At 52.0% G+C, this 24506-nt stretch carries 19 protein-coding genes and 1 riboswitch; of the genes, 17 read left to right on the top strand and 2 right to left on the bottom strand.

What is annotated here, in order from left to right:
* Positions 1-184 precede the first annotated feature (184 nt).
* The 12 genes from MHI42_RS15290 (at position 185) to MHI42_RS15235 (ending at position 17868) form a co-directional block, all read left to right on the top strand.
* The gene (locus tag MHI42_RS15290) at positions 185-1039 is read left to right on the top strand and encodes a glycosyltransferase family 2 protein (RefSeq protein ID WP_342424345.1); all 855 of its coding nucleotides are present in this window, start codon (positions 185-187) and stop codon (positions 1037-1039) included.
* Entirely contained in the window at positions 1026-2216 is a 1191-nt protein-coding gene (locus tag MHI42_RS15285; RefSeq protein WP_342424344.1) for a glycosyltransferase family 4 protein, read from the top strand. The genes MHI42_RS15290 and MHI42_RS15285 overlap by 14 nt, the downstream gene beginning before the upstream one ends.
* Positions 2213-3352 (top strand): glycosyltransferase family 4 protein, encoded by a 1140-nt coding sequence (locus tag MHI42_RS15280; RefSeq protein WP_042133960.1) that lies wholly within the window; start codon positions 2213-2215, stop codon positions 3350-3352. The genes MHI42_RS15285 and MHI42_RS15280 overlap by 4 nt, the downstream gene beginning before the upstream one ends.
* Positions 3353-3454: 102 nt before the next feature.
* A complete protein-coding gene (locus tag MHI42_RS15275; RefSeq protein ID WP_171720528.1) occupies positions 3455-4555 on the top strand; it encodes a glycosyltransferase in 1101 nt (366 codons plus the stop codon).
* Between the two features lie 4 nt (positions 4556-4559).
* Complete coding sequence (locus tag MHI42_RS15270) at positions 4560-5900, top strand: UDP-glucose/GDP-mannose dehydrogenase family protein (protein WP_342424343.1); 1341 nt, start codon at positions 4560-4562, stop codon at positions 5898-5900.
* Between the two features lie 42 nt (positions 5901-5942).
* On the top strand, positions 5943-6455 hold the full coding sequence (locus MHI42_RS15265) for a hypothetical protein (protein WP_342424342.1): 513 nt from the start codon (positions 5943-5945) through the stop codon (positions 6453-6455).
* Between the two features lie 586 nt (positions 6456-7041).
* The gene (locus MHI42_RS15260) at positions 7042-8415 is read left to right on the top strand and encodes a sugar phosphate nucleotidyltransferase (RefSeq protein WP_042133969.1); all 1374 of its coding nucleotides are present in this window, start codon (positions 7042-7044) and stop codon (positions 8413-8415) included.
* A 137-nt stretch (positions 8416-8552) separates the two neighbouring features.
* Positions 8553-8633: riboswitch (cyclic di-GMP riboswitch) on the top strand.
* A gap of 100 nt (positions 8634-8733) precedes the next feature.
* The gene (locus tag MHI42_RS15255) at positions 8734-11121 is read left to right on the top strand and encodes a PA14 domain-containing protein (protein WP_342424751.1); all 2388 of its coding nucleotides are present in this window, start codon (positions 8734-8736) and stop codon (positions 11119-11121) included.
* A gap of 212 nt (positions 11122-11333) precedes the next feature.
* A complete protein-coding gene (locus MHI42_RS15250) occupies positions 11334-12848 on the top strand; it encodes a glycosyl hydrolase (protein WP_342424341.1) in 1515 nt (504 codons plus the stop codon).
* Positions 12849-13068: 220 nt separating this feature from the next.
* Entirely contained in the window at positions 13069-15615 is a 2547-nt protein-coding gene (locus MHI42_RS15245) for a discoidin domain-containing protein (RefSeq protein WP_342424340.1), read from the top strand.
* 87 nt (positions 15616-15702) lie between these two features.
* Positions 15703-17181, top strand: coding sequence for a potassium/proton antiporter (locus MHI42_RS15240; RefSeq protein ID WP_342424339.1), 1479 nt, complete (start codon positions 15703-15705; stop codon positions 17179-17181).
* 231 nt (positions 17182-17412) lie between these two features.
* Complete coding sequence (locus tag MHI42_RS15235; RefSeq protein ID WP_342424338.1) at positions 17413-17868, top strand: Dps family protein; 456 nt, start codon at positions 17413-17415, stop codon at positions 17866-17868.
* 85 nt (positions 17869-17953) lie between these two features.
* Here the strand turns inward: MHI42_RS15235 and MHI42_RS15230 are convergent, their stop codons facing one another.
* A complete protein-coding gene (locus MHI42_RS15230) occupies positions 17954-18658 on the bottom strand; it encodes an AIM24 family protein (RefSeq protein ID WP_342424337.1) in 705 nt (234 codons plus the stop codon).
* Positions 18659-18710: 52 nt separating this feature from the next.
* Positions 18711-19220 carry a hypothetical protein gene (locus MHI42_RS15225; RefSeq protein WP_342424336.1) on the bottom strand — a complete coding sequence of 170 codons (510 nt, stop codon included), beginning with the start codon at positions 19218-19220 and terminating at the stop codon, positions 18711-18713.
* A 212-nt stretch (positions 19221-19432) separates the two neighbouring features.
* On the opposite strand from MHI42_RS15225, the gene MHI42_RS15220 reads away from it, so the two are divergent.
* The 5 genes from MHI42_RS15220 (at position 19433) to MHI42_RS15200 (ending at position 24440) form a co-directional block, all read left to right on the top strand.
* A complete protein-coding gene (locus tag MHI42_RS15220; RefSeq protein WP_342424335.1) occupies positions 19433-20119 on the top strand; it encodes a M50 family metallopeptidase in 687 nt (228 codons plus the stop codon).
* Between the two features lie 187 nt (positions 20120-20306).
* Entirely contained in the window at positions 20307-20990 is a 684-nt protein-coding gene (locus MHI42_RS15215; protein ID WP_171720520.1) for a hypothetical protein, read from the top strand.
* 234 nt (positions 20991-21224) lie between these two features.
* Positions 21225-22190 (top strand): WYL domain-containing protein, encoded by a 966-nt coding sequence (locus MHI42_RS15210; RefSeq protein WP_039302247.1) that lies wholly within the window; start codon positions 21225-21227, stop codon positions 22188-22190.
* A 271-nt stretch (positions 22191-22461) separates the two neighbouring features.
* On the top strand, positions 22462-23451 hold the full coding sequence (locus MHI42_RS15205; RefSeq protein ID WP_216626834.1) for an ABC transporter ATP-binding protein: 990 nt from the start codon (positions 22462-22464) through the stop codon (positions 23449-23451).
* On the top strand, positions 23448-24440 hold the full coding sequence (locus MHI42_RS15200) for a dipeptide ABC transporter ATP-binding protein (protein ID WP_342424334.1): 993 nt from the start codon (positions 23448-23450) through the stop codon (positions 24438-24440). The genes MHI42_RS15205 and MHI42_RS15200 overlap by 4 nt, the downstream gene beginning before the upstream one ends.
* Positions 24441-24506: the final 66 nt, after the last annotated feature.

The raw sequence follows: 24506 nt of genomic DNA, 5'->3' as shown, positions 1-24506 counted from the left end.
GGTGTTTGAGGAGTTGAAAGGAAGTTTGGAGCTGGAAGAAGCGTCAGCGTTCGCCTTTGTCTTCTGATTTCTACCACTACCGCGGTCCTAATCAGGAAATCAGAAGACAACAGCGATCGGAAGCCCAAACTGTCCTGGAAACGACGACAAACACCGCTCATACCAGGAAAAGGAGGATACCTTCATGGATTCAATGACAAGCGTGCTTGGCGGCCGGGGGAGTTACCCGATATCGGCGGTCATCATTGCTCAGGATGACGAAGTTCGAATCTCCGCAGCAATTCAGTCCTGCCGGTTGTTCGCCGACGAGGTGGTTGTAATCGACGGGGGCAGCAAAGACGGGACGGTCCAGCTGTCCGAGAGCCTGGGATGCCGGGTGTACGTTAACCCATGGCCCGGATACGCGAAGCAAAGGGAATTCGGAGTGGAACGCGCCGTCCATGATTGGGTCTTCCTGATTGATACCGACGAAGTGGTCAGTGAAGAGCTGGCGCAGGATATTCTGGAGCGCAAGCCGGGACTTACGGATGCTACCGTGGCGTTCTCGCTATACCGGATTGGTGATTTTCTCGGCAAATGGCTGGATAAGGGTGAGTACCTGGTGCGGCTGTATAACCGCAAGGAATACGGCATCCGCAACAGCCTGGTGCATGAGATGCCCGAGGTATCCGAGGAACGGACGGTGAAGCTGAACGGAACGCTGTGGCATCAAGGCTTCCGCAGCATCAACGACCACGTGGCCCGGTTCAACAAATACACGGATCTGGAAGCGCAAAGCGCCTTTGCCAGCGGCAAGCCGTTCAAACTCAGCCACCTGCTGCTGCGGCCGCCGGCACGTTTCCTGCAGAAGTATTTCGTGCACGGCTTATTCAAAAAAGGCATTTCAGGCTTCGCGGTATCGATATTCTGGGTGATGTATGAATTCATGGTCGGCTTCAAGCATTACGAATTACACAGCTCCGGCAAGCTGTCCCGGCATAATGCCATGGGCCAGGCCGACAAGGAGAACAAAGGGGAGAGAAGCTATGTCGTACAATGACGGATTGAACATTATGACGACCGGCCTCAGCTGGCCCTCGTTACAGCCCGGAGGACTGAACACCTATTTCAAATCGGTATGTGAGCAGCTCTCCTCACGGAACCTGGTGCATGCCCTGATCTGTAGTCAGGAGACACCTGCTACCCCGAAGGAACTGATCATCCACAACGCCGGCGATCCCAAGGAGACGATCTGGAAACGCAAGGATGCCTTCCAGCGCAAGGCGGCGGACCTGATGGGAGACGGCAGCGGGCGGATTGACATCCTCTATACCCACTTCGCACCTTACGGCATCGGGCCGGCAATTGAAGCGAAGAAGCGGGGTATTCCGGTGGTGATGACCTTCCACGGCCCGTGGAATGAAGAGATGAAGATCGAAGGTCAAGGCATCAAGCACAAGGTGAAAACAACGATTGCCAAATCGATTGAACATAAGGCTTACAAGCTCGCGGACAAATTCATTGTCCTCAGCGAATACTTCCGCAATATGCTGCATGATCTGCATGGGGTGCCGCTGCACAAGATCATCGTCATTCCGGGTGCGGCCAATGTGGAACGCTTCGTGCCTTCCACCAACCGGCTGGCGATCCGGCGGACACTGAATCTGCCGGAAGGCGCAACTACCGTGCTGACGGTCCGGCGGCTGATGAACCGGATGGGGCTGCTGCAGCTGCTCGAAGCCTGGAAGCAGGTCGCCGAGCGGTTCCCGAACGCGATTCTGCTGATCGGGGGCAAAGGCCCGCTGCGCGGGGAGCTCGAAGAGAAAATAGCCGATTACGGACTGGGCAACAAGGTCCGGCTCCTGGGCTATATTCCCGATCATGAGCTGGCCTCCTATTATCAGGCGGCGGATATGTTCGTCGTTCCTTCGCAGGCGCTGGAAGGCTTCGGCCTGATCACCGTGGAGGCACTGGCCTCCGGACTTCCGGTGATGGCGACTCCGGTTGGAGGCAACAAGGAGATTCTGCAGGGCTTCCGGCCGGAGCTGCTGTTCAAGAGTGCAGGCAGCGACGACATGGCAGAAGGCATGATTCATATGCTGAGCAACCGCAAGCTGCTGCCGGGCCGTGACGAATGCCGGAATCATGTGCTGGAGAAATATACCTGGCAGCATGTAGGCGATCAAGTGGAGTCCGTATTCCTCGAAACTTTGGGAAAGGGTGTGAGCGTAGGATGATCAAAGTCGCTTATATTGATCACACCGCCAAATGGAGCGGCGGGGAGGTTGCCTTGTTCAACATTCTCACCAACATCGGTGAACAGATTAGCCCGCTGGTGATCCTGGCGGAAGAAGGCACGTTGGCCGAACGTCTGCGGGAGAAGGGCATTGATGTCCGCATTATCCCGCTGGATGAGAGCATCCGCAGCCGCGGACGCAATGCCGTGAACCTCGGCGCCCCGGCGGCTGCAATGAAGCTGCTGGCCTACGGCCGTAAGCTCGCTCCGCTGCTCAAAGAGGAGAAGGTCGATTGCGTGCATACCAATTCGCTGAAATCGGCATTTTACGGAGCGGTGGCCGCCAAAAAAGCCGGAGTGCCCCTGATCTGGCATATCCGGGACCATATCGGAGCCCCGTACCTGAAGCCGGTTGTCGCCAAGGCGATCCGGCTGCTGTCACGCCTGCTGCCGAACGGCGTCATCGCCAATTCCCATTCCACGCTGAATGCGCTGGAGCTGCCGCGGTCGAAGAAGACGCTGGTCGTATACTCCGCTTTTGCCAAAGCGATCGGTGAAGGGATCGGCAAGCGGGACCAGAAGGACTTCAACGTCCTGCTGGTGGGACGCCTGGCTCACTGGAAAGGCCAGCATATTGTACTGGAAGCCGCCAAGGCCTTCAAGCATGACAGCCGGGTGAAGTTCTGGCTTGCTGGAGACGCGCTGTTCGGGGAAGAGGAATACAAACAGGAATTAATTCAGCAGATGCAGCAAGGCAACATTACCAATGTCAGCCTGCTGGGTCATGTAGATGATATACAAGGACTTATGAACAAAGCCGATTTACTGATTCACACGTCGATCACCCCCGAGCCGTTTGGCCAGGTCATCGTCGAAGGTATGGCGGCTGGACTGCCGGTGATTGCCTCCAATGAAGGCGGACCGGTTGAGATTGTAGTTCCTGGCGTAACAGGAATGCTGATCCAGCCGGGAGATGCTACTGTACTTGCAGACTCCATCACCTGGATGCTGAACCATCCCGAAGAGCGTAGACGGATGGCGGATAATGGAATGAAACGGGTGAAAGAGCATTTTGTCATCGAGAATACGGTCAAGGATATCGTCGCTTACTACAAAGGTCTGCTGGCGGTTACCTGACCCTCGCGCTTGGACAATGCTTAAGACTTGCTTCACTATCCGTTTCTACCATGCGTTCACTGCTTGATGATGCTGCTCCATAAAACTTTGAGGATGATTCACATGAAAATTGCGATAGCGCACGATTACTTAATCCAAATGGGCGGAGCGGAAAGAGTGGTGGAGGTGTTTCATCACATGTATCCGGATGCTCCGATCTTCACAACGGTTTTTAACGGAAGCCGCCTGACCGATAACCTCAAAGATGCGGATATCCGGGCCTCCTGGCTGCAGAAAATCCCGGGAGTGAAGAAGAATTTCAAAGGGGTGCTGCCGCTCTATCCGATGGCCGTCCGCGATTTGGACTTCAGCGGGTATGATATCGTCCTTAGCTCCAGCAGTGCTTTTATGAAAAGCATCCAGGTGCCCGAGTCTACATTTCATCTGTGTTACTGCCATACCCCCATGCGGTTCGCCTGGGATTATGACACCTACATGGAGCGCCAGTCGAATTCCGGTATATTCAAAAGACTGCTCAAGGTATATATGCAGCGCCTGAAGAACTGGGACCAGCGTACCTCCAAAAATGTAAATCAGTTCGTAGCCAACTCCTCCGTCGTGAAGACGCGGATTCAGAATTATTATCACCGGGATTCCGATGTGATCTTCCCGCCGATCAATACAGCGCGCTTCACCAGCTCCCCTACCATTGGAGATTACTATCTGATCGTATCCCGGCTGGTTTCCTACAAGCGGATCGATCTGGCAGTGGAGGCGTTCAACCGTAACGGCGTGAAGCTGTACATCGTGGGAGACGGGCCGGACCGCAAGCGTCTGGAAGGCATGGCCAAGGATAATATCTCTTTCCTGGGCCGGCTGGAGGATGATGAAGTGACAGGGCTGATGTCGCAGTGCCGGGCTTTTGTTTTTCCCGGAGAAGAGGATTTCGGCATTACGCCCCTGGAGGCGAATGCAGCAGGAAGACCGGTCATCGCCTATCAGGCCGGAGGAGCGCTGGACACGATTATTCCTTACGTCAACGGCGTGTTCTTCCAGCACCAGGAAGTTGATGATTTGCTCCAGGCTATTGATGAGGCAGAATCCTATGCGTGGGATATCGAGCAGATTATGGGCCATGCACGTAAATTTGATGAGCAGGCGTTTATGGTCCAGTTCAAGCAGTATGTGGAACAGGCCTACGTCAATTTCCTAAAAGGAGGATGATTGTATGAAACTCGCAGTAATCGGTACCGGCTATGTAGGTCTTGTCTCGGGCGTATGCTTCACCCTTAATGGAAATCATGTCATCTGTGTCGATAAGGATGAGGCGAAGATTGAGAAGCTTAACCGGATGGAATCCCCAATTTATGAGCCGGGTATTGAGGCACTGATCGAAATGAATCTCCGCGAGGGCAGGCTGAGCTTCTCGGCCGATCTTAAGGATTCGGTCCGCCGCTCCGACATCGTCATCCTTGCTGTAGGGACTCCCTCACTGCCGGGCGGTGAAGCGGATCTAAGATATATCGAAGGGGCAGCCATTGAAATTGCGCAGGCAATGGAAGGCTACAAGGTCATCATGACCAAGTCAACCGTACCCGTAGGCACCAATGAGAAAATCCGCAATTTGATCGCTTCGCACACGAATCATCCCTTCGACATTGTCTCCGCCCCTGAGTTCCTCCGTGAAGGCTCCGCGATCCGCGACACGCTGCATCCCGACCGGATCGTGATCGGACTCGATAATCCTGAGCTTGAGCCGACGATGCGCCAGCTGCATCAGGGCTTTACGGACAATGTATTCGTCACGGATATCCGCAGCGCCGAGATGATCAAATATGCGTCAAATGCATTCCTGGCTACTAAAATATCGTTCATTAACGAAATCGCCAATATTTGCGAAAAAGTGGGAGCTGATGTAACCGAGGTGGCCGAGGGCATGGGAATGGACCGGAGAATCGGATCTACCTTCCTGCAGGCCGGTATCGGTTATGGAGGCTCCTGTTTCCCGAAAGACACCAATGCGCTGATCCAGATTGCCGGCAACGTGGACTACGAGTTCAAGCTGCTGAAATCGGTGGTCGAGGTCAATAAAGGCCAGCGCTTCATGATCATCTCCAAGCTGCATGAATCGCTGGGCAGCCTGCGCGGCGCAGTCATCGGCATCTGGGGCCTCGCCTTCAAGCCGAACACCGATGATGTCCGCGAGGCTCCTGCCCGTGAAATCGTTGAGGCGCTGGTAGCCGAAGGCGCCACCGTGAAGCTCTATGATCCGATTGCCGCCGAGAATTTCCGGGCGCAATATGATCACCCGCAGCTCCGCTGGTGCGGGCTGGCGGAAGAGGCTGCCGAAGGCAGCGATGCGGTATGCCTCCTCACCGACTGGAGCCAGTTCAAGGATATCGACCTGCATCTGCTGGCGAAGAGCATGCGCCGCCAGGTGTTGATCGACGGCCGCAACGTCTATAGCAAAGAGCAGATCGAAGGAACTGGCCTGGAGTATCATTCTGTCGGACGCCCGCAGATGGGCGGCCTTAGCGGATTCTCCGCCAGCGTTGCCGGCGCGGTCTAAGCTCTTGGCCTATCAGTGATCCCGCAGCCTCCCACTGAAAGTGTGATGCACGGGGAAATTAGAGGGAAAAATCCCTCTAATTCCGCTGAAAGTCAGCTGTATGGGGAAATTAGAGGGAAAAATCCCTCTAATTCCGCTGAAAGTGTGCTGTACGGGGAAATTAAAGGGAAAAATCCTTCTGAATGCATCGGATGCGGGCTAAACGAGGAAATGAGGGGCAAAAGTGCTCCTGATTTCACCGGATGCGGGCTAAACGAGGAAATGAGGGGCAAAAGTGCTCCTGATTTCACCGGATGCGGGCTAAACGAGGAAATGAGGGGCAAAAGTGCCCTTGATTTCACCGGATGCGGGCTAAACGAGGGAATGAGGGGCAAAAGTGCCCTTGATTTCACCGGATGCGGGCTAAACGAGGGAATGAGGGGCATTAGTGCTCTTGATTCCACTAAATGTGGGCTAAACGAGGAAATGAGGGGCAAAAGTGCCCTTGATTCCACCGGACGCGGGCTAAACGAGGGAATGAGGGGCATTAGTGCTCTTGATTTCATCGCCGCGTAAGTGAACGTAAAACCTTGGAACAAGAGTGTTAGGTTTCCCCTTCGCTGCTACAGCGAGCGGAAATCCCTTGGAACAAGATGCACTTAATCCCTTAAATCTCTCACCGCCGCTTAGTTGAGCGGCGCCGCCTTGGAACAAGCGTGAAATGGCTTTGCCGCCGCAAAAGCAGGCGGGGCAGCCACAGGCTATATTGCCGTAACAACCGGCGGCAGCAGTTAATTCAATTGCCGCTCAACTAAGCGGCAATAGCCGGATCTTTAGCCGGGAGCTTCGCCTGCGGGCGAAGCGAATAAGCCAGCTGTTATGTAATGGAACGGAGAGGAATTTTGGAACTGTAGGAGCGTTAGCGTCCGCCTGAAAGCTTTCCGTAGGAAAGCTAGCTTCGGAAGCATATGCTGTCTCCGGATTTCTACCGCCATAAGCGGTTTAAATCAGGAAATCTGGAGACGGGCAGCGGCCGAAAGTCCAAACATTCCTTGCAGTGACCCTCATAACAGCCCGCCTTTTTGGCTTAAGCAAACGCAGCCAGTTCCCAATAACAATCCGATATTTTCGCGACATCACATAAACTTAGGAGGGTTCACTTATGAAACTAGTACTTCTATCAGGCGGTTCTGGTAAACGGCTCTGGCCTTTGTCCAATGATTCACGTTCGAAGCAATTTCTGAAAGTACTGGAAAGCCCGGCAGGTGAACCGGAATCCATGGTACAGCGGGTATGGAGACAGCTGCAGGAGACAGGGATGGCGGAATCGTCCTACCTGGCCACCGGCCGCAGCCAGGTAGAGATGATTCAGAGCCAGCTGGGCAGCGGGGTGCCGATTATCGTTGAGCCGGAGCGGCGCGATACCTTCCCTGCCATTGCATTGACAGCAGCCTACCTGTATTCGGTCGCCGGTGTTTCACCAAGCGAGACGGTAGCCATCCTGCCCGTCGATCCTTATGTGGAGTCGTCCTTCTTCGAGACTGTACTGCAGCTGGAGAGCACGATGCTGGAGAGCGGTGCCAATCTGGCGCTGATGGGCGTAGTTCCGGAGCATGCCTCCGAGAAATACGGCTATATCATTCCTACCAGCGCCGAAGCTGGAGCGAGCGGTTATTTGCAGGTCAGCCACTTCCAGGAGAAGCCGGACCGGAAGCAGGCCGAGGAGCTGATCAGCCGGAACGCCCTCTGGAACTGCGGCGTGTTCGCTTTCCGTCTAGGTTATCTGCTGGATATTCTGCAGCGCAAAGGACTGCCGCTGAACTATGAGGAACTGCAGAAGCAGTATAAACTGCTGGCTTCCATCAGTTTTGATTATGAAGTGGTGGAAAAAGAAGAGAATATCGTAGTTCAGCCTTACGCCGGATTCTGGAAGGACCTGGGCACCTGGAATACGCTGACCGAAGAAATGACCAGCAATCATGTCGGCAAAGGCTTCGTCACTGCTGATTCCGAAGGCACCTGCCTGATCAACGAGCTGGACATTCCGATCACCGTGATCGGGGCGAAGGATCTGATTATCGCCGCCAGCCCGGACGGAATTCTGGTTACGCACAAGGCGGAGAGCCCGCGCATTAAGGAAGTGCTGAAATCTTTTGAACAAAGACCGATGTACGAAGAACGCCGCTGGGGTCACTACAAGGTAATTGATTATGTGAAATATGCGGAAGGCAATGAGGTGCTGACGAAGCGGATCTTTATTTCTGAAGGTAAAAATATCAGCTATCAGCTGCATCACAAACGCAGTGAAATCTGGACCATTGTCAGCGGTGAAGCCAGCATTGTGCTCAATGAGAAAATGCATAATGTGAAGGCGGGGGATGTCGTACGGATTCCGGAAGGCACCAAGCATGCGATCCTGGCATTGACAGATATGGAATTTATCGAAGTGCAGACCGGCTCTGAGCTGGTGGAGGAAGATAACATCCGAATCACCTTGGATTGGGAAGATATCGCCTTGCAGCAATTCATTTCGTAGGTCTAATTTATCTATATAACCAATTGTTACAAATCCAAAACAGGTATTAAGAACCAATTATTAAGAAAAATTCATTTTTGCTCTTAATTAAAACTAAATAGGGACGATATTTACGGTAAGAGGGATTAATCCTTCCAATACGACAAAGGCAAACCTAATCGAAAGATAGGGACGCAAAGCTATAGGGCCTTCGCAAGAGTGGCAGCCTGGCTACCGAAAGGAAGATGGATTTTGATAACTTACCGTAAGTCTCGTTTGCTGTGCACTGTGCTGTCTCTGGCCCTTTTATTGACTGCAGTACCTCTGGGACTTGGCGGAATGCCTTCATCTGCAGAAGCTGCCTCTAGTTCCAAAGCGCCCGTTAATCCGGAGGCTTCAACCGAAGCAGTCAGATTGCTGGATGATCTGTATTCTATCACTGGAAAAGGCATTATTACCGGCCAACATGACTATCTGGAAAGTCCGGACGAATTCAGCAACAAGCTGAAGGGAACCAGCGGACAATATGCTGCTCTTCACGGCTATGAACTGGGCGTAATCAGCGGGCAATCGGAAAGTACAGCAGCGGCGCAGCGCAGAAATGTTGTGAACAGCGCGATCAACTGGTATAAGGGCGGCGGCATTGTAGCCATGACTTTTCATGAGAATCTGCCAGGTACCGCATACCTCTGGTCCAATGTTCAGAAACCGCTGAGCCAGGCGGAATTCAATAAATATATTACTCCGGGTACAACACAGTACACTGCATTGATTGCAGATCTGGACAAAGTGGCAGTTTCACTTAAAAGCCTGCGGGATGCTGGTGTTCCCGTACTCTGGAGACCTTACCACGAAATGAACGGTGACTGGTTCTGGTGGGGGAAGAAAAATAATTTTGCTGCGCTTTGGAATATTATGTATGACCGTTTCGTGAACGTTCATAAATTAAACAACCTGCTGTGGGTATGGAACCCCAATGCACCCAATGCCTGGTCTGATCCTTATGCGCTGACCTATCCGGGGGCTGACAAGGTGGATGTACTCGCGGCAGATATATATGAGAACGATTATATGAATAAATACCATGACAGCCTGCTCGCTCTTGCGAATGGCAAACCGATTGCCATTGGCGAGAATGGACAAATGCCAAGCACGGCAAAGCTGCAGCTCTCCCAGAAAAATTGGGTATATATGATGAGCTGGGGAAAAATGCTGTATGAAACCAACACCGATGCTACCATCAAAAACTTCATGAGCGACAGCTATACTGTGACCCGGGACGATTATAAAGCAGGCACATTTGCTACGGCGACACCGAAACCAACAGCAACGTCAACGCCGGTACCTACAGCAACGCCAACGCCGGTACCTACAGCAACGCCAACGCCGGTACCAACAGCAACGCCAACGCCGGTACCAACAGCAACGCCAACGCCGGTACCCACAGCAACACCAACGCCGGTACCGACAGCAACACCAACGCCGGTACCGACTGCAACACCAACGCCGGTACCTACAGCAACACCAGCGCCAGTACCGACTGCAATGCCGTTACCGGTACTGACGCCGCCCCCTGCTTCCAATGATTCTGTGACGACCCCCGTCGTTCAGAATGGTCTTCAGGGAGAATACTTCAAGAACATGACGCTTTCGGGTACTCCGGTCCTGGTCCGGAATGATGCGCTGCTGAACTTTAACTGGCGCCAGGCAGCGCCGGATGCCAAGCTCGGAGTGGATAGCTTCTCCATCCGCTGGACGGGTCAGATCAAACCGTCTTTCAGTGAAACCTATCAGATTATCACTACATCCGATGATGGTATCCGCGTCTATATTGACGGCACAGCTGTAATCGACAGCTGGACCAAACAGAGCGGTACCGAGCGTACAGGAAGCATAAACCTGCAAGCAGGCCGGCTGTATGATATCAAAGTAGAGTATTACGAGAATGCCGGCGATGCCAATATCCGTCTGATGTGGCAGAGTCCAAGCCAGGCGAAGGCAACTGTCCCTACAAGCGCGTTATTTGTGAACACGTCTGATTCTTCAGCCAGCAAAGCAGCTTTGGATGCTCCGGCTGTGACTGCAACACCAGTACCAACAGCAACGCCGTTACCAGTATCAACACCAACACCGGTGCCGACAGCGGCACCAACGCCGACAGCGGCACCAACGCCGACAGCGGCACCAACGCCGACAGCAGCACCAACGCCGACAGCGGCACCAACGCCAACAGCGGCACCAACGCCAGCAGAAGCTCCATTACCGGAGAATCTTACGGCCGAGGCTCCTGCGGCGAACGGGCTGATTGCGGAATATTTCAATAATATGACGTTGTCTGGTGCTCCGGCAGTGGTACGTACCGATGCAGTGCTTGACTTCAACTGGCGTCAAGGCACGCCGGATGCCGCAATCGGCATAGATTTCTTCTCTGTACGCTGGAGCGGTAAGCTCAAGCCGCTATACACTGAGACTTATCAGATTTATACCACTTCAGATGACGGCATCCGCGTACGGATCAATGGTGAGCTTGTGATCGACAGCTGGATGAAGCAGAGCGGGACCGAACGCACAGGAAGCATAAGCCTGACAGCCGGTCAGCTATATGATATACAAGTGGAGTACTATGAGAATCAAGGAGATGCCAGAGCACGCCTGATGTGGGAGAGTCCGAGCCAGGTTAAGGCAACGGTTCCTGCGAGCGCACTGTTTCTCCCTTCCGCTTCCTAAGATCATACCCCCGCAGCTGCATTCATTATTGGCGCTGATACTGGTTAAGACGTTACAATTCTAAATCCTATAAAGTCCAATCTTAATGGCCCTGCTTATCAGCAGGGCTACTAAGCTATAGACCATCCGGGTAATTCAATGCAGCCTATTAACAGAGAACTGCATGCCTGCACGCCTAAGGCGGCAGTGAGGCCCGGGGAAAGGAGATTATATTGAACACTTACCGTAAGTACAGGCTATATACAACAATTATTCCAATTATCCTTATCCTTTCTCTTCTGCCATGGGGGGAGGCGCGCAGTCTTCCGGTAGCACGTACCGTCAATACTCCTGCCGCTCCAATCAAACCCGTTAATCCCTCCGCTTCCAAGGAAGCCACCGCACTGTTAAGCTATCTGTCCGATCTCAGCGGCAAAGGTATGATCTCCGGCCAGCATGATTATCTGGAGAGTCCTGATGAATTCAATAATAAGCTTAAAAACGCAAGCGGGCAGTATGCCGTTCTGCACGGCTACGAATTGGGAGCCATTAACAACCAGTCCGAAGAGACCATTGCCGGGCAACGCCAAGCTGTCGTAGACAGTGCTATTAAGTGGTACAAAGGCGGAGGCATTGTGGCGATGACCTTCCATCAGAATCTGCCGGGAACCTCTCCCGAATGGACTAATGTGAAAATGAACCTGAGCCAGGCCAAATTCGACGCCTACGTTACTCCCGGAACACCCCAGTACAAAGCCCTGATTGCAGAGCTGGATGAGGTTGCCGGATATTTGGGTGAGCTGCGGGATGCAGGGGTGCCGGTCTTATGGCGGCCTTATCATGAAATGAACGGCAACTGGTTCTGGTGGGGACAGAAGGATAACTTCGCCAAGCTGTGGGACATTGTGTATGACCGTATGGTGAACACGCATAAGCTGAATAATCTGCTCTGGGTATGGAACCCGAATGCACCGAACGAGTGGGCAGAGCCTTACAGCAATTATTATCCGGGTGCCTCCAAGGTGGATGTACTGGCAGCCGATATTTATAACAATGACTTTAAGCAATCCTATTACGAGAACCTTCTGAAGCTGGCTGACGGCAAACCCATCGGTATCGGGGAGAGCGGAGAGCTTCCAGACCCTGTCATATTGTCTCAAACCCAGAGTAAATGGGTATATACGATGACATGGGGGAAAATGCTGCTCGAGAATAATAATCTCCAGAAAATTCAAAGCTTTATGAGCAATAAGTACACCGTATCACGGGATGATTACAAGCTGGCACTGAATGCTCAGATCAACACACTTACTGCGGTATCGCGCAACGGTCTCAAGGGGCAATATTTCGGCAATGCGGAGCTGTCCGGCAAACCGCTGCTTACCCGGAATGACAGCAGGATTGACTTCAACTGGCATGGGGATTCACCGGCGCCGGGAATCGGCAAGGACTCTTTTTCCGTACGCTGGACCGGTAAGATCAAGCCAGTCTACAGTGAAAAGTATACTTTTACAGCCTCTTCCGATGATGGCATCCGTGTGTGGATCGGCGGCAAGCTGATCATTGACAGCTGGAAGAAGCAAAGCGGTGTCAGCCGGGAGGGAAGTATAACTCTTACAGCCGCAACTGCCTACGATATTAAAGTGGAGTATTATGAGAATCACGGTGACGCAAGCGTCCGTCTGATGTGGCAAAGCCCGCGCCAGAAGCAGGCGGTGATTCCCCAGAACGCGCTGTCTCTTCCTTGAGGAATGAAGCTGGTCATGACGAATGAGGCTCTACGGAAACCGGTACATTACAGCCACCCTGGAAGAAAGTGAGGACAAGGGAATGAGGACTAGACTCAAAACAAAGAGAAATAAACCCATTCATCAACTACTAAAATTTGCAGCTTTGATCATCTTGTTTCTGTTGTCCGTTTCTGTCTTCGGAGAGGATGGGACAAATAGCGGCGAGGTGGAAGTTGACATGTCGGAATTATCTGCGGCCAAGGATGCGGGTCCTGCAGTTCCGGAGGGGACTGTGCTATGGAAGCTTGGCCAGCATGACGGTTCAGCCGCAGAGTTTGCAGCAGCCGGATCAAACGGGGCCAAGGGGGTATTCAGCGTTGCTTCAGCCGCAGCGAAGACGGCGGAGCTTCAGAGTATCCCGTCCGGGCTGCACGGCGCTACCAATCCTGAACTGCGGATTACCTACAAGCTGGATAAGATCCCGGTTAACGGGGTCTTATTTCGTGTCAGCATCCTTGAAGCCTACAAATCTGTACCGCAGATGAGCGTATTCTCCAACCGGCAGCTGTCAGGGATTATTCAGATTGCCGGTGTAGACGGTACGGACAGTAAATATGATTTCCGCAAAACCTATGAGCTGTACATTCCCAAAGAACAGCTCATCAGCGGAACCAACGAGCTGACGCTGCGGGCAGCGCGCGGGATCTATTCCTCGGCTGCGGAGGATAAGTATAACTGGTGGACATGGGATAACCTTAGTCTGGAAGCACTGAAGACTCCGGTTAAGGAGCCGATTCACGGGAGCTATACGCTGACCGGAACCATGGTCAACAACAAACAGTTCTATTTCGACAAAGGTGCCGTTACGCATTTGCCTTATATTATGAAATGGCTGGGTTTAGCCTACAGCGGCAACATTATGCGGACCAGCTGTGCCAGCGATGTGGGCAGATCCTGTGAGAATATGGGAGAGTACTATGAGGTCCTGAAGGATTATAATATGCAGGCAGTTGCCCTCTATCTGTATACGGGTGATATCAAGCTCAAGGAAGACGGTTCACTGCCGGATGATGCGGAGAAGAAGCTGACCGATTATTTCAAGCAGTACGGCCAGTATTTCCAGTATTATGAGGTGGATAATGAGCCCGGACTGTTCAACCGTTCCAAAGCAGTCAATCTGGCGATAGCCGACTGGCTGAATAAGAAAGGCAAGACGATCGCACCACATCTGCAGACGGTGGCCCCGGGCTGGGCATACTGGCCGGGTTACAGCGAAGATTCCTGCGGCAATCAGAAGGGGACGCTTAAGCAGTGCGGCGATCCGGACGGCTGGGAACGTGACCCGGAGCAGAGGAATGAACTGGAGGAAGTTACGGATTTGACCAATGGGCATTCCTATGGGGAATCCTACATTTTCAGCAACGGAGGCAGCTTTACAGAGAATCTGAAGACCTTCGGGGGAGCGGTTGACGGCCTCAGCAAAAAAATGCTCACCACCGAATTCGGCACCTCGGATACTCATGTGGATGCCTATCAATACGGCGCATCCGAGCGGACTGCGGCGGTGTTTGACCGGATTATGCGCGGGCATATCGGATATGCCGATATGTTTGTGCAGCATGCCGCTTTCTTCAAGAACTTCAGTCTGTTCAAGTATGGCTTCAACCTGGAGGAGCATGATCCGGGAGCTACAGAGATTTATTATACCAAAGAAGGTGAAGACTCACGCGTAAGTATTATGCGCCGGCTGGATCTGGCTTATGCCACACACGGGGCGCCGCTGAGCTACCAGATTACGAACAAAGATGATTTGGCTGACAAACTGGTGTATGTGCGGGCGGTAGACACTTCCACCCTTGAGCCTCTGGCAGGCAGCGGAGCCACATCCAACAAGCTGCTTGTGAACTTTGTCAATTTCGAAGAAACCGAGCAGACGGTTAAAGTAAAGGTGACCATGCCGGAGAAGACCGTATATGAGGGTGAACGCTTTGGCCGCGGAGATACTTATGAAGAGGCACGCAGCTATATGTCGGGCAGGAATGCTACACCTGTGCTGGAATTCACCGAAACGCTGGCTCCGGGTGAGGCGGTGCAGTATATTCTGCAGCCCTCTTCCGAAGTAGCGGATGTGGCGCCGCAAGGCTTCAAGGCCGCGGCAGTCAAAGGGCTGTCGATGCATCTGAGCTGGCTGGAGGCTCCCGGGGCAAGCTATGAAGTGCTCCGGGCCGACGGCCCGGGCAGTGAACTGAAAGTGATTGCGGCAGGTGTGCAGAGCACAGAGTACACTGACAGCAAACTGCAGGAGGGCACATTGTATACTTATGCGGTAAGAGTGTCAGGCTCTGGCGTCATGTCAGAGAAGACACAGATTACAGCAACCGGACTCGTCCCGCTGGACCGGACCGGCTGGAAGGTTACGTCTAATGTGAACACGGCAGCCTCGAAGCCGGAGAGTGCCATTGACGGAGACCGGCGTACACGCTGGGATACCGGCAAACATCAGGCATCAGGTGAATACTTCCAGATTGATTTAGGTGCAGTACATGCAATAGAAGCCATAGAGCTGATTTATACTTTATCGTCGTATGATTATCCGCGGGGATATACCGTCCAGGTATCCGATGATGCCAAGAGCTGGACACAGGTAGCATCCGGCAAAGGGAAGCTGGAGTTGACCAGAATTGCTTTTTCCCAGGTCCAAACCCGTTATATCCGCATACAGCAGACAGGTTCCGGAGGCAACTATTGGTCAATTCAGGAGCTGCAGGTGTATTCAAGAGAATAAAGGACGGCATAATAAGCTCCGTGGATTTAACAAGCCACCGGGGTTTTTTGCTGCGAAGTATGAATGGGAAAGGGGTGAACCGGATCGATGACTCATCTTGCAGATCAAATTATTCTGCTGCTGGCGGCCTTACTGCTGGTAGGCGTGCTGTCCACCAAATTCTCCACCCGTTTTGGAATGCCCGCACTGGTTCTGTTTATCGCTGCCGGAATGGTACTCAGCCATTTCATTTATTTCAACAATGCTTCATTAACACAGATCGCCGGGATTTTTGCGCTTGTGGTTATTCTGTTTGAAGGCGGAATGCAGACGAGTATGAAGGATATCCGCCCGGTCATGAAGCCGGCGCTGTCGCTGGCTACAGCAGGTGTGCTTGTGACAACAGGGGTTGTCGGTGTTTTTGCCAGAGTTGTATTAGGCGTGCCGTGGGCGGAGAGCTTCCTGTTCGGGGCGATTGTCGGTTCGACGGATGCGGCTGCGGTGTTCTCAGTACTGGGCGGCAAAAACATTGATAAACGCCTGACCTCCACACTCGAAGCAGAATCCGGCAGCAACGATCCCATGGCGGTATTCCTCACCGTCTCCCTGATCGAATGGATACAGCATCCTGATACTGCAATCTGGAGTCTGGTGCTCTCCTTCTTCTGGGAGATGGGGATCGGTCTTCTGCTGGGGATTCTTATCGGTAAGCTGGCTACATATCTGATCAACCGGATCAATCTGGACTCCACCGGGCTGTACCCGGTGATGGCCATCGGCTTTGCGGTTCTGACCTACGGGGTTTCGGCGATGGTCCACAGCAGCGGTCTGCTTGCCGTCTATGTCATGGGGCTGGTGCTGGGGAACTCCGAGCTGATGTATCACCGTACGATCATGAATTTCAATCACGGCTTTGCCTGGATGATGCAGATTGCCATGTTCATCCTGCTCGGACTGCTGGTCTTTCCCCAGGAGCTGGCGGATATTGCCTGGCAGGGTATACTGTTGTCCGTTATTCTAATGGTAGTAGCAAGACCTGCGGGTGTATTCATCAGTCTGCTGTTTGCCAAGTTCTCCTTCCGCGAAAAGACACTGATCTCCTGGGCCGGACTCAGGGGCGCCGTCCCCATTGTGCTTGCGACCTACCCGCTGCTCGCGGGGCTTCCGCAGGGCCGGCTGTTCTTCAATGTCGTTTTCTTCGTAGTCCTGACCTCGGCGGTCATTCAGGGAACGACCATTTCACCCTTGGCCTCGCGGCTTAGACTGGTAGGACGGGAGGAGGCATCCCAGCCGTCACTGATGGAGCTCGTGGCTCTTGGCAAGACGGATTCCGAATTTAACCACATCGGGATTGACCGGCATATGCCGATTGCCGGGATGCAGATTGCGCAGATCGGGCTGCCGGATGATATCCTGTTCACCGCGATTATCCGCAACAAGAGCATCGTGACGCCGCATGGCAGCACGGTTATTGAACCGGGCGATACAGTGTATGTACTCAGCCCCAAGACCAAACGGGACGAGATGCGGGCGATCTTCCGGAGCGGGAAGGGGAAAGCGGCGGAGACAGATATCACATCGGTTTAGGATAAATGTGAGCTTCTCTGCCGGGTGAAGTGATTTGTGTCAATATAGGTTTTTTTACAGCATTGTGACCGAAATAATAGGAGGTTCCGAAAGGGGAATGCTAGAATTTGCAGTAACCCTATATCCTAAAACAGAGTTGCATTAAGGCTTGATCTGTGTTAAATTGTATATAGATTTAGAACGAGTCTAAATACAATAACAAATAAATACACATCCCAGGAGGTTATTAGAATGAGTACACAAGTTAAAAGCCATACTGAATTGCATGCTGCCCTGAACCGTCAGACAGCGAACTGGACGCTGCTTGGAGTGAAGCTGCATCATTACCACTGGTATGTCAGCGGAGCACAATTCTTCACGCTGCATGAGAAATTTGAAGAGCTGTACAATGAAGCTGCCGGTTATGTGGATGAGCTGGCTGAACGCTTGCTCGCCATTGGCGGACAACCTGCTTCCACAATGACACAATACCTGGCTCTCTCCGGACTGAAGGAAGCAACCGGCGGCGAAAGCGCGAAGGAAATGGTAGCGCAGCTGGTTAAGGACTTCACAGTCGTAGCCGAAGAGCTGAAGCAGGCGATCTCTGCTGCCGAAGAGATTAGCGACCAGCCTACTGCTGACCTGCTGATCGGTATTAGAACAAGCGTAGAGAAAACGTCCTGGATGCTGAACGCTTACCTGGCTTAAACCGTAACAATAGTATATAAGAAGAGCGCCCGTGGTATCCGCACGGGCGCTCTTTGCAGTATGGCCGGTTATCCCGGCAGCAGGCTTACTTGATAAATACTCCGCCAAACGGCAACGCCTCGCGCAGGAAGCGTTTGATAATGCCGTCTTCATCATTATCCCGCTGAAAACGCCTGCTCTGGCGTCCGGCCTGGAACAGCACAGGCCCGTGGCCGGTCATCTTCCAGTGATAGCTCATATGCTGGCTGGCGAGATGATTGCCGTAGACCGTAAGCTCAAGCCGGGCATTCTCGGGATAGGCAATAATACTGCCGGCATCGACGTACAGCGGATCAAACGGGTCAAGCTCGGCTTCACAGACGGTGCCTTCTGTCAGAATGCCGATGCTGCCATGACCGGAGAATTTCACCTTGACGATATCCCGGGTAATCAGCATATTCTTCATATTCAGCACTCTGGTCTGCATGGTGACTCCCTTGCTGTAGAAGAACAGATGCCTGAAATCATAGAGCAGATCGCTCTTGCCGTCGAGCTGCAGCGTCTTGACCCGGTAACCGGGCGGCAATGCAGCCACGAACCGGCAGGGTCCGGTGATATCCGAGCGGATCAGTTTCCGTTTGCGGTACATGCCCTTCACATCCATCAGCCGGTCCGCCCGTCCTGAAGAGGGGCCTTGATAAGCTATAATCTGCTGCGGATGGAGCACATGAACCTCTTCATTCTCTGCGACGGTAAAAGCAACGGCCTGTCCGCTGCCGCTGTCGCCTTCATCCTGGACATCAACATTCATTCCTTATGCTCCCCTCGTGCAGTGCCGTGTACATGCGCTTCTTCCTCCGGCCTTAACGCAGCCGGTCGCTTCTTCTGGAACGGTGGCGCATGGTGAAGCGCAGCAGCCGGATCAGCAGGAAATAACCCAGGATAAGAGCAAGTCCGGTGATCACAGTCACCTTGATCCGGTTATAGTAATTTTCCCTTGCCGTACGGTCATTCTTCAGTTCATCGACGACCTGGCTGAGCTGGCGGTTCTGTTCCTGCAGCGCGGCATTCTGGGCCTGGTAGGTCGCCATTTGCTGCAGAGACTGGTCCAGCTGGTCCTTGGTCTGCCCCAGCTCGTCCACTGCCGTTCCGAGCTCGTCCTTTGTTTTCTGCAGTTCCTCCGCCGTCTGCTGATAGCTCTCCTGCAGTTTGTTGACTTCACCGGGCAGCTCCGAGAAGCTCTGTAGTCCATTATATAAATCAGTGAAAAAGTTGGCTTTGGCCGCTGGGATATCATAAGTGAAAGAAATCCCGAGCAGCAGTAAGGCCGACCCCAGCAGCTTTATCATATTTCTTGTTGCGCGATTGTTCATTACTGATCACCACCTGTTATAGGCTTGTTGTATTCTTATTTTATCATAGCCGGTCCTGATTTGGGCAGTGCGGGCAGCTTTAGGCATAATTACCCTTCCTGTCTATGCAGGTAACCATACGTGTAATACAGCACAAATCATATGAAGGTTTCTATTATATTGAGTGTGCACATAAATTAACGTATACTTTGAACGGAAAGGAGCTGCTTCGAGTGAATAAATGGCTCAAAACATTGTTGTTTCTGGCGGGTTCTGCACTGTTGACCCGGTTTATTCCGTTCTCATCCTTATTCCGTAATCTGGATACGATGTTTCACGAATTCGGCCATGCCCTGGTAACCCTGCTGCTCTCGGGGAGTGTGCTGCGGATAGAGCTGCATCCCGACCATAGCGGTGTAACCTATTCAGCGATTGCCGCGGGGGGGAGGGCAATTCTTGTATCGCTGGCCGGTTATCCTCTGGCTTCACTATTCTCATTGCTGCTCTTCTATTTATATAGTAGAGACAAGCGGCAATGGGGGCTGATTATGGCCAGCGGTGTTGCGCTGGTGATGCTGGTGCTCTATGTACGGGGCGGCTTTGGGATGATTTGGCTGAGCGGTTTTATTCTGCTGAATGCCGCTATGCTGTTCCTTTGGCCGAAGGTCAGCAAATATTATTATTTATTTCTTGCATTTCTGACTCTGGAGGAGTCCGTAATGGGGACGCTGTTTCTGGTAACGGCTTCGGTAATGACACCTTCCCGAACGGGGGATGCAGCAAACTTGGCCAGATTAACGCCGCTGCCGGCTGTATTGTGGGCACTGCTGTTCTTCCTCTTCTCGCTGCTGTGTGCCAAGTGGGCGCTGGGCTTTTTTTTCAGGGAAGAAAAATCAGCTAACCGGGCAAGAAGCCTATAATGCGCAAAACTGTGTTCGTCATATTTTGACAAAATAATAGACTTTCGCAAAGAGGCAATTACCTTTAGTGGTAGGTTGGCTCTTTTTTTGTCGATATTATAGGACCGAACATATATTCCATGACAAGGAGTTGTCCGCCATTATTGGTACATTAATAGAAGACCCAAAAAAAGAAAGAGGTGGAAATATGCAAGCAAGTATTCAGCCCATATTTACTTGGAGCCAGGATCGGATTTTAGCAGGAGGTGCGAAGAATATTATCCTGCTCGTGGAGTGGAAGGGAGTGTCACAAGGAGAGGAATTCCGCAAGAAAAGCCGAAAGGTTGTAGCCCGGGAGATTGAGCTGCGCGTATGGCTGGAAAGCCACGTAACGGTGACCGGATGCTACGGGTGTACAGCAGAAGAAGGAGAAGGACGTTCCCTGCTGCTGAAGCTGGGCAAAATCCATTCCGGGCAACGCAGGTTTATTGCATTGGAATTTACGATGTCAGGCATGCCTGCAGGCATACATGAGGCGCTTTGGCTGCAGTGGCAATACAGACAGCCCACGGTAGAACGTATACGTGAGCTGCCACTCAAGAAGCTGGGAATGGAATATTCACGTCATACGGATGTACTGGGCGCTCAGTGTTGTTTTCATGTAGAGAAGCATGTAGAACTGCTCAAAATGGAGGGATTATTAGCAGAAAGGGAAGTGGCCAGAGCCCAAAATCAGCAGCAGGTCTCCACGGAGAAGCTGCGGCGTCAGGCGGATAAATTGCTGCTGCTAGCTGCACGTTCCGGCGATATGCAGCTTGTGAAGGAAGCGGAAGCGCTCTATAAGCAGCTTGAGGCGGAGATGACTCTCCTGGGAAAGGTTGTAACGAGATAAATGTAAGGAATGCAGCAGGGATATAATAGGCAGTGATCATACATAAAGGTTAAAATTTGAATCCAATTCGCAGAAATAGATAACGAATCGTGTAATATATAAATGTGGTAATATAGTAAAATAGTTCTATTATATTTTCTTATCTCGGTTATTACATCCTTGGTTATAGATATATATAACTAGTTTATTTAAAAATAATGGGTCTATTTTACCATGAATCAAGGAGAACTGAAAATGACAGACCGATTAATCCGGCTGATGCGCATTATTACGCTAGTTCAAGCCAAACCGGGAATTCTGGCCCGTGAGCTGGCGGAACGATGCGGCAACAGTGAGAGAACGATTTACCGGGATATGGATGCGCTCAGTGCCATGCATATCCCCATTACCCATATGGGACACGGTAAGGGATATGCTTTTATCGGTAATTTTGCACTGTACCCTTTGGATTGGTCAGAAGAAGAAGCAGCCGCATTTTCACACTTGCGCAGTATTATGACGGATATCAAACCTTTATTGCCCCCGGATTTCGAAGACGCCTATGAGAAAGTGATGGCCGCAGAATATAAGCAAAAGGCAGAAAGGGAAGAAACGATGGAGAGCGCGAAGAAGGAAGCGGGTCAGCATTGGATGGAGAGAAGCGGATCTCATGGAGATCAGCCATTCTATCTGACCGGTATTCTGGATGCCGTGATGAAGCAGCGCAGTATACAGGCGGACTACAGTGAGAATGCATATGAAGAAAAAGGTATCAAAATTGATCCCTACTGCCTGGTCCCGTTGGAGAATCGTTTTCATTTGATTGGGTTTTGTCATCGCTTCGGGATCATCCGCACCTTTCATATTAACGGGTTTTCCAGTGTGAAGCCGCTGGACAGCTGGTTCTCCAAGGATAAATTTGATTTACAGGCTTTTATGGAGCAGAAGTGGTCTCTGGACCAGGATAGTCTGCAGGTAGAATTCAAAGTCAAGTTCTCGGAACGGATGATGGAGCGGCTTAAGCATGAGGAGATGTTTGTGAAGCCCAGCAGGGTAGACCGCCAGAACCGCTGTCTGCATTTTAAGGTTGCGGTGGAGCAGGATATTGGCTTTGTTCACTGGATTATGAGATACGAGGAAGAAGCTGAGATTATGGAGCCGGTCTACTACCGGGAAGTTCTCAGAAATCAGCTCGAGAAATGGCTGTCGCTATACAAATAGCGCAGTTTTTCTTTTTATATATAGATATTTCCACAGGTTAGGTATGTAATTATTCTTACAAAAACACTCGTGTTAGTTATATGTGCAAATTTTCCTTGTCTAGTCGGGGTATATATAGTAAGTTATACATTAAATAACAACAATGTGTATTTAAATAGATTATTGTAACGTCTTATGTCAGGTATTCGTTAATATATCTAACTTTTTAAATATATTTCCTATCCTGTCATTTGACCTTTGTTCAATTTTTAAATAGAAGAGAGGTAAAGATTTGATCCAGCCCATTCTAAAAATTGAAAATTTACACACCCACTTTTTTACCGACCGCGGTGAAGTTCCTGCAGTTGACGGTGTTGATTTGTACATTAATCCGGGTGAGGTTCTGGGTGTGGTCGGCGAATCAGGCTGTGGTAAAAGCGTAACCTCCCTGTCCATTCTGAAGCTGGTTCCGGATCCCCCGGGGGAAATCGTGGGCGGACGCATCCTGCTGAAGGGCCGTGATCTTGTCCCGCTCAAAGAGAAAGAGATGCGTAAGATCCGCGGTGACTCGGTCTCGATGATTTTTCAGGAACCGATGACTTCGCTCAATCCGCTGTTCACAGTCGGACAGCAAATTATAGAAACCGTACGCCTGCACCGCGGCCTCTCCAAGAAGGAGGCCCGGGAGCACGCTGTAGAGATGCTCCGCAAGGTTGGCATTCCCCGGCCGGAGGCCATTATTGATGAATATCCGCATCAGCTGTCGGGAGGCATGCGCCAGCGTGTAATGATCGCCATGTCCATTTCCTGCAGTCCTGAGCTGCTGATTGCCGATGAGCCGACGACTGCGCTTGATGTAACGATACAAGCACAGATTCTGGATCTGATCCGCCGGCTTAACGAAGAACAGGGTACCGCAGTTATGCTGATTACCCATGATCTTGGTGTTGTAGCGGAGATGTGCCACCGTGTTGCGGTTATGTATGCCGGCAAGGTAGTGGAGGAAGGCAGCGTACGTGATATTTTCAAGAATCCGCTGCATCCGTATACCCGGGGGCTGATCGAATCGGTACCGCGGATGGATGAAACCAGAGAACGACTGTATTCAATTCCGGGCAATGTGCCGATTCTCAGCAAAGAAATGCAGGGCTGCCGGTTCGCGCCGCGCTGCCTTGATGTCATGGATATCTGCCGTCAAAGTCTTCCGAAGCTTACGCTCCAGGAGGAACAGCACAGCTGCAGATGCTGGTTGCATGAAAGTCAACAGGAGGATGCGGTATGAGTGAGAGCCTGCTAGAGGTCAAGGGCCTTAAGAAGTATTATCCGATCAACAAAGGGTTCTTCAATCGCGCGCAGGGCTATGTCAAGGCTGTGGACGATATCTCCTTCTCGGTAAGCAAAGGTGAGACCTTTGGCCTGGTTGGAGAGAGCGGCTGCGGTAAATCCACAACCGGCCGTGCCTTGCTTCGGCTGATTGAGCCCACGGCGGGAGAGGTTTGGTTCGAAGGTCAGGATATCACGAAGCTATCTATAGAGGAGATGCGCAAGCGGCGCCGGGAGATGCAGATTGTTTTCCAGGACCCGTTCTCATCCTTAGATCCGCGCAATACCGTACAGCGTATTCTTGAAGAGCCGATGATCGTGCACGGAGTAGGCGATGCCAAGCAGCGCCGGGCTGAAGTAGAACGGCTTGCGGATGTAGTCGGGCTGGCTAAAGCGCATTTGCAGCGTTACCCGCATCAGTTCTCCGGCGGACAACGCCAGCGGATCGGGATTGCCAGAGCACTGGCGCTCCAGCCGAAGCTGATTATCGCCGATGAGCCTGTATCTGCACTGGATGTATCGATCCAGTCACAGGTCATTAACCTGATGCAGGATTTACAGAAGGAATTCGGATTGACCTATATCTTCATCGCCCATGATCTCAGCGTGGTGAAGCATATCTGCGACCGTGTTGCCGTCATGTATCTGGGACGGATTGTTGAAGTCACTGATAAGCATAAGCTCTATGCCGATCCGCAGCATCCCTATACGCAGGCACTGCTGTCCGCAGTTCCTGAGCCCGATCCCGATATCCGCAAGGAACGGATCATTCTGCAGGGTGAGGTGCCGAGTCCGGCGAATGCGCCGGTCGGATGTGCTTTTAATACACGTTGTCCCAGAGTGATGGATGTATGCCGTAATGTCAGACCGCCGCTGCAGGAGACGGGTTCAGGACATTTGACCGCGTGCCATCTGTATGATGAGGAAGTCCGTTCCCGGCTGGCCTAATGAAAGAAGGAAGAATTCAATACCGCTCTCTATGCATTAGCCCTGATATATGGCAGCGCTTTGGCG

Source organism: Paenibacillus sp. FSL E2-0178 (genome assembly GCF_038593005.1).
Taxonomy (GTDB): Bacteria; Bacillota; Bacilli; order Paenibacillales; family Paenibacillaceae; genus Paenibacillus_AQ; species Paenibacillus_AQ phytohabitans.
The sequence above is the reverse complement of the archived record's forward strand: the minus strand, read 5'-3'. Positions and strand labels throughout refer to the sequence as shown.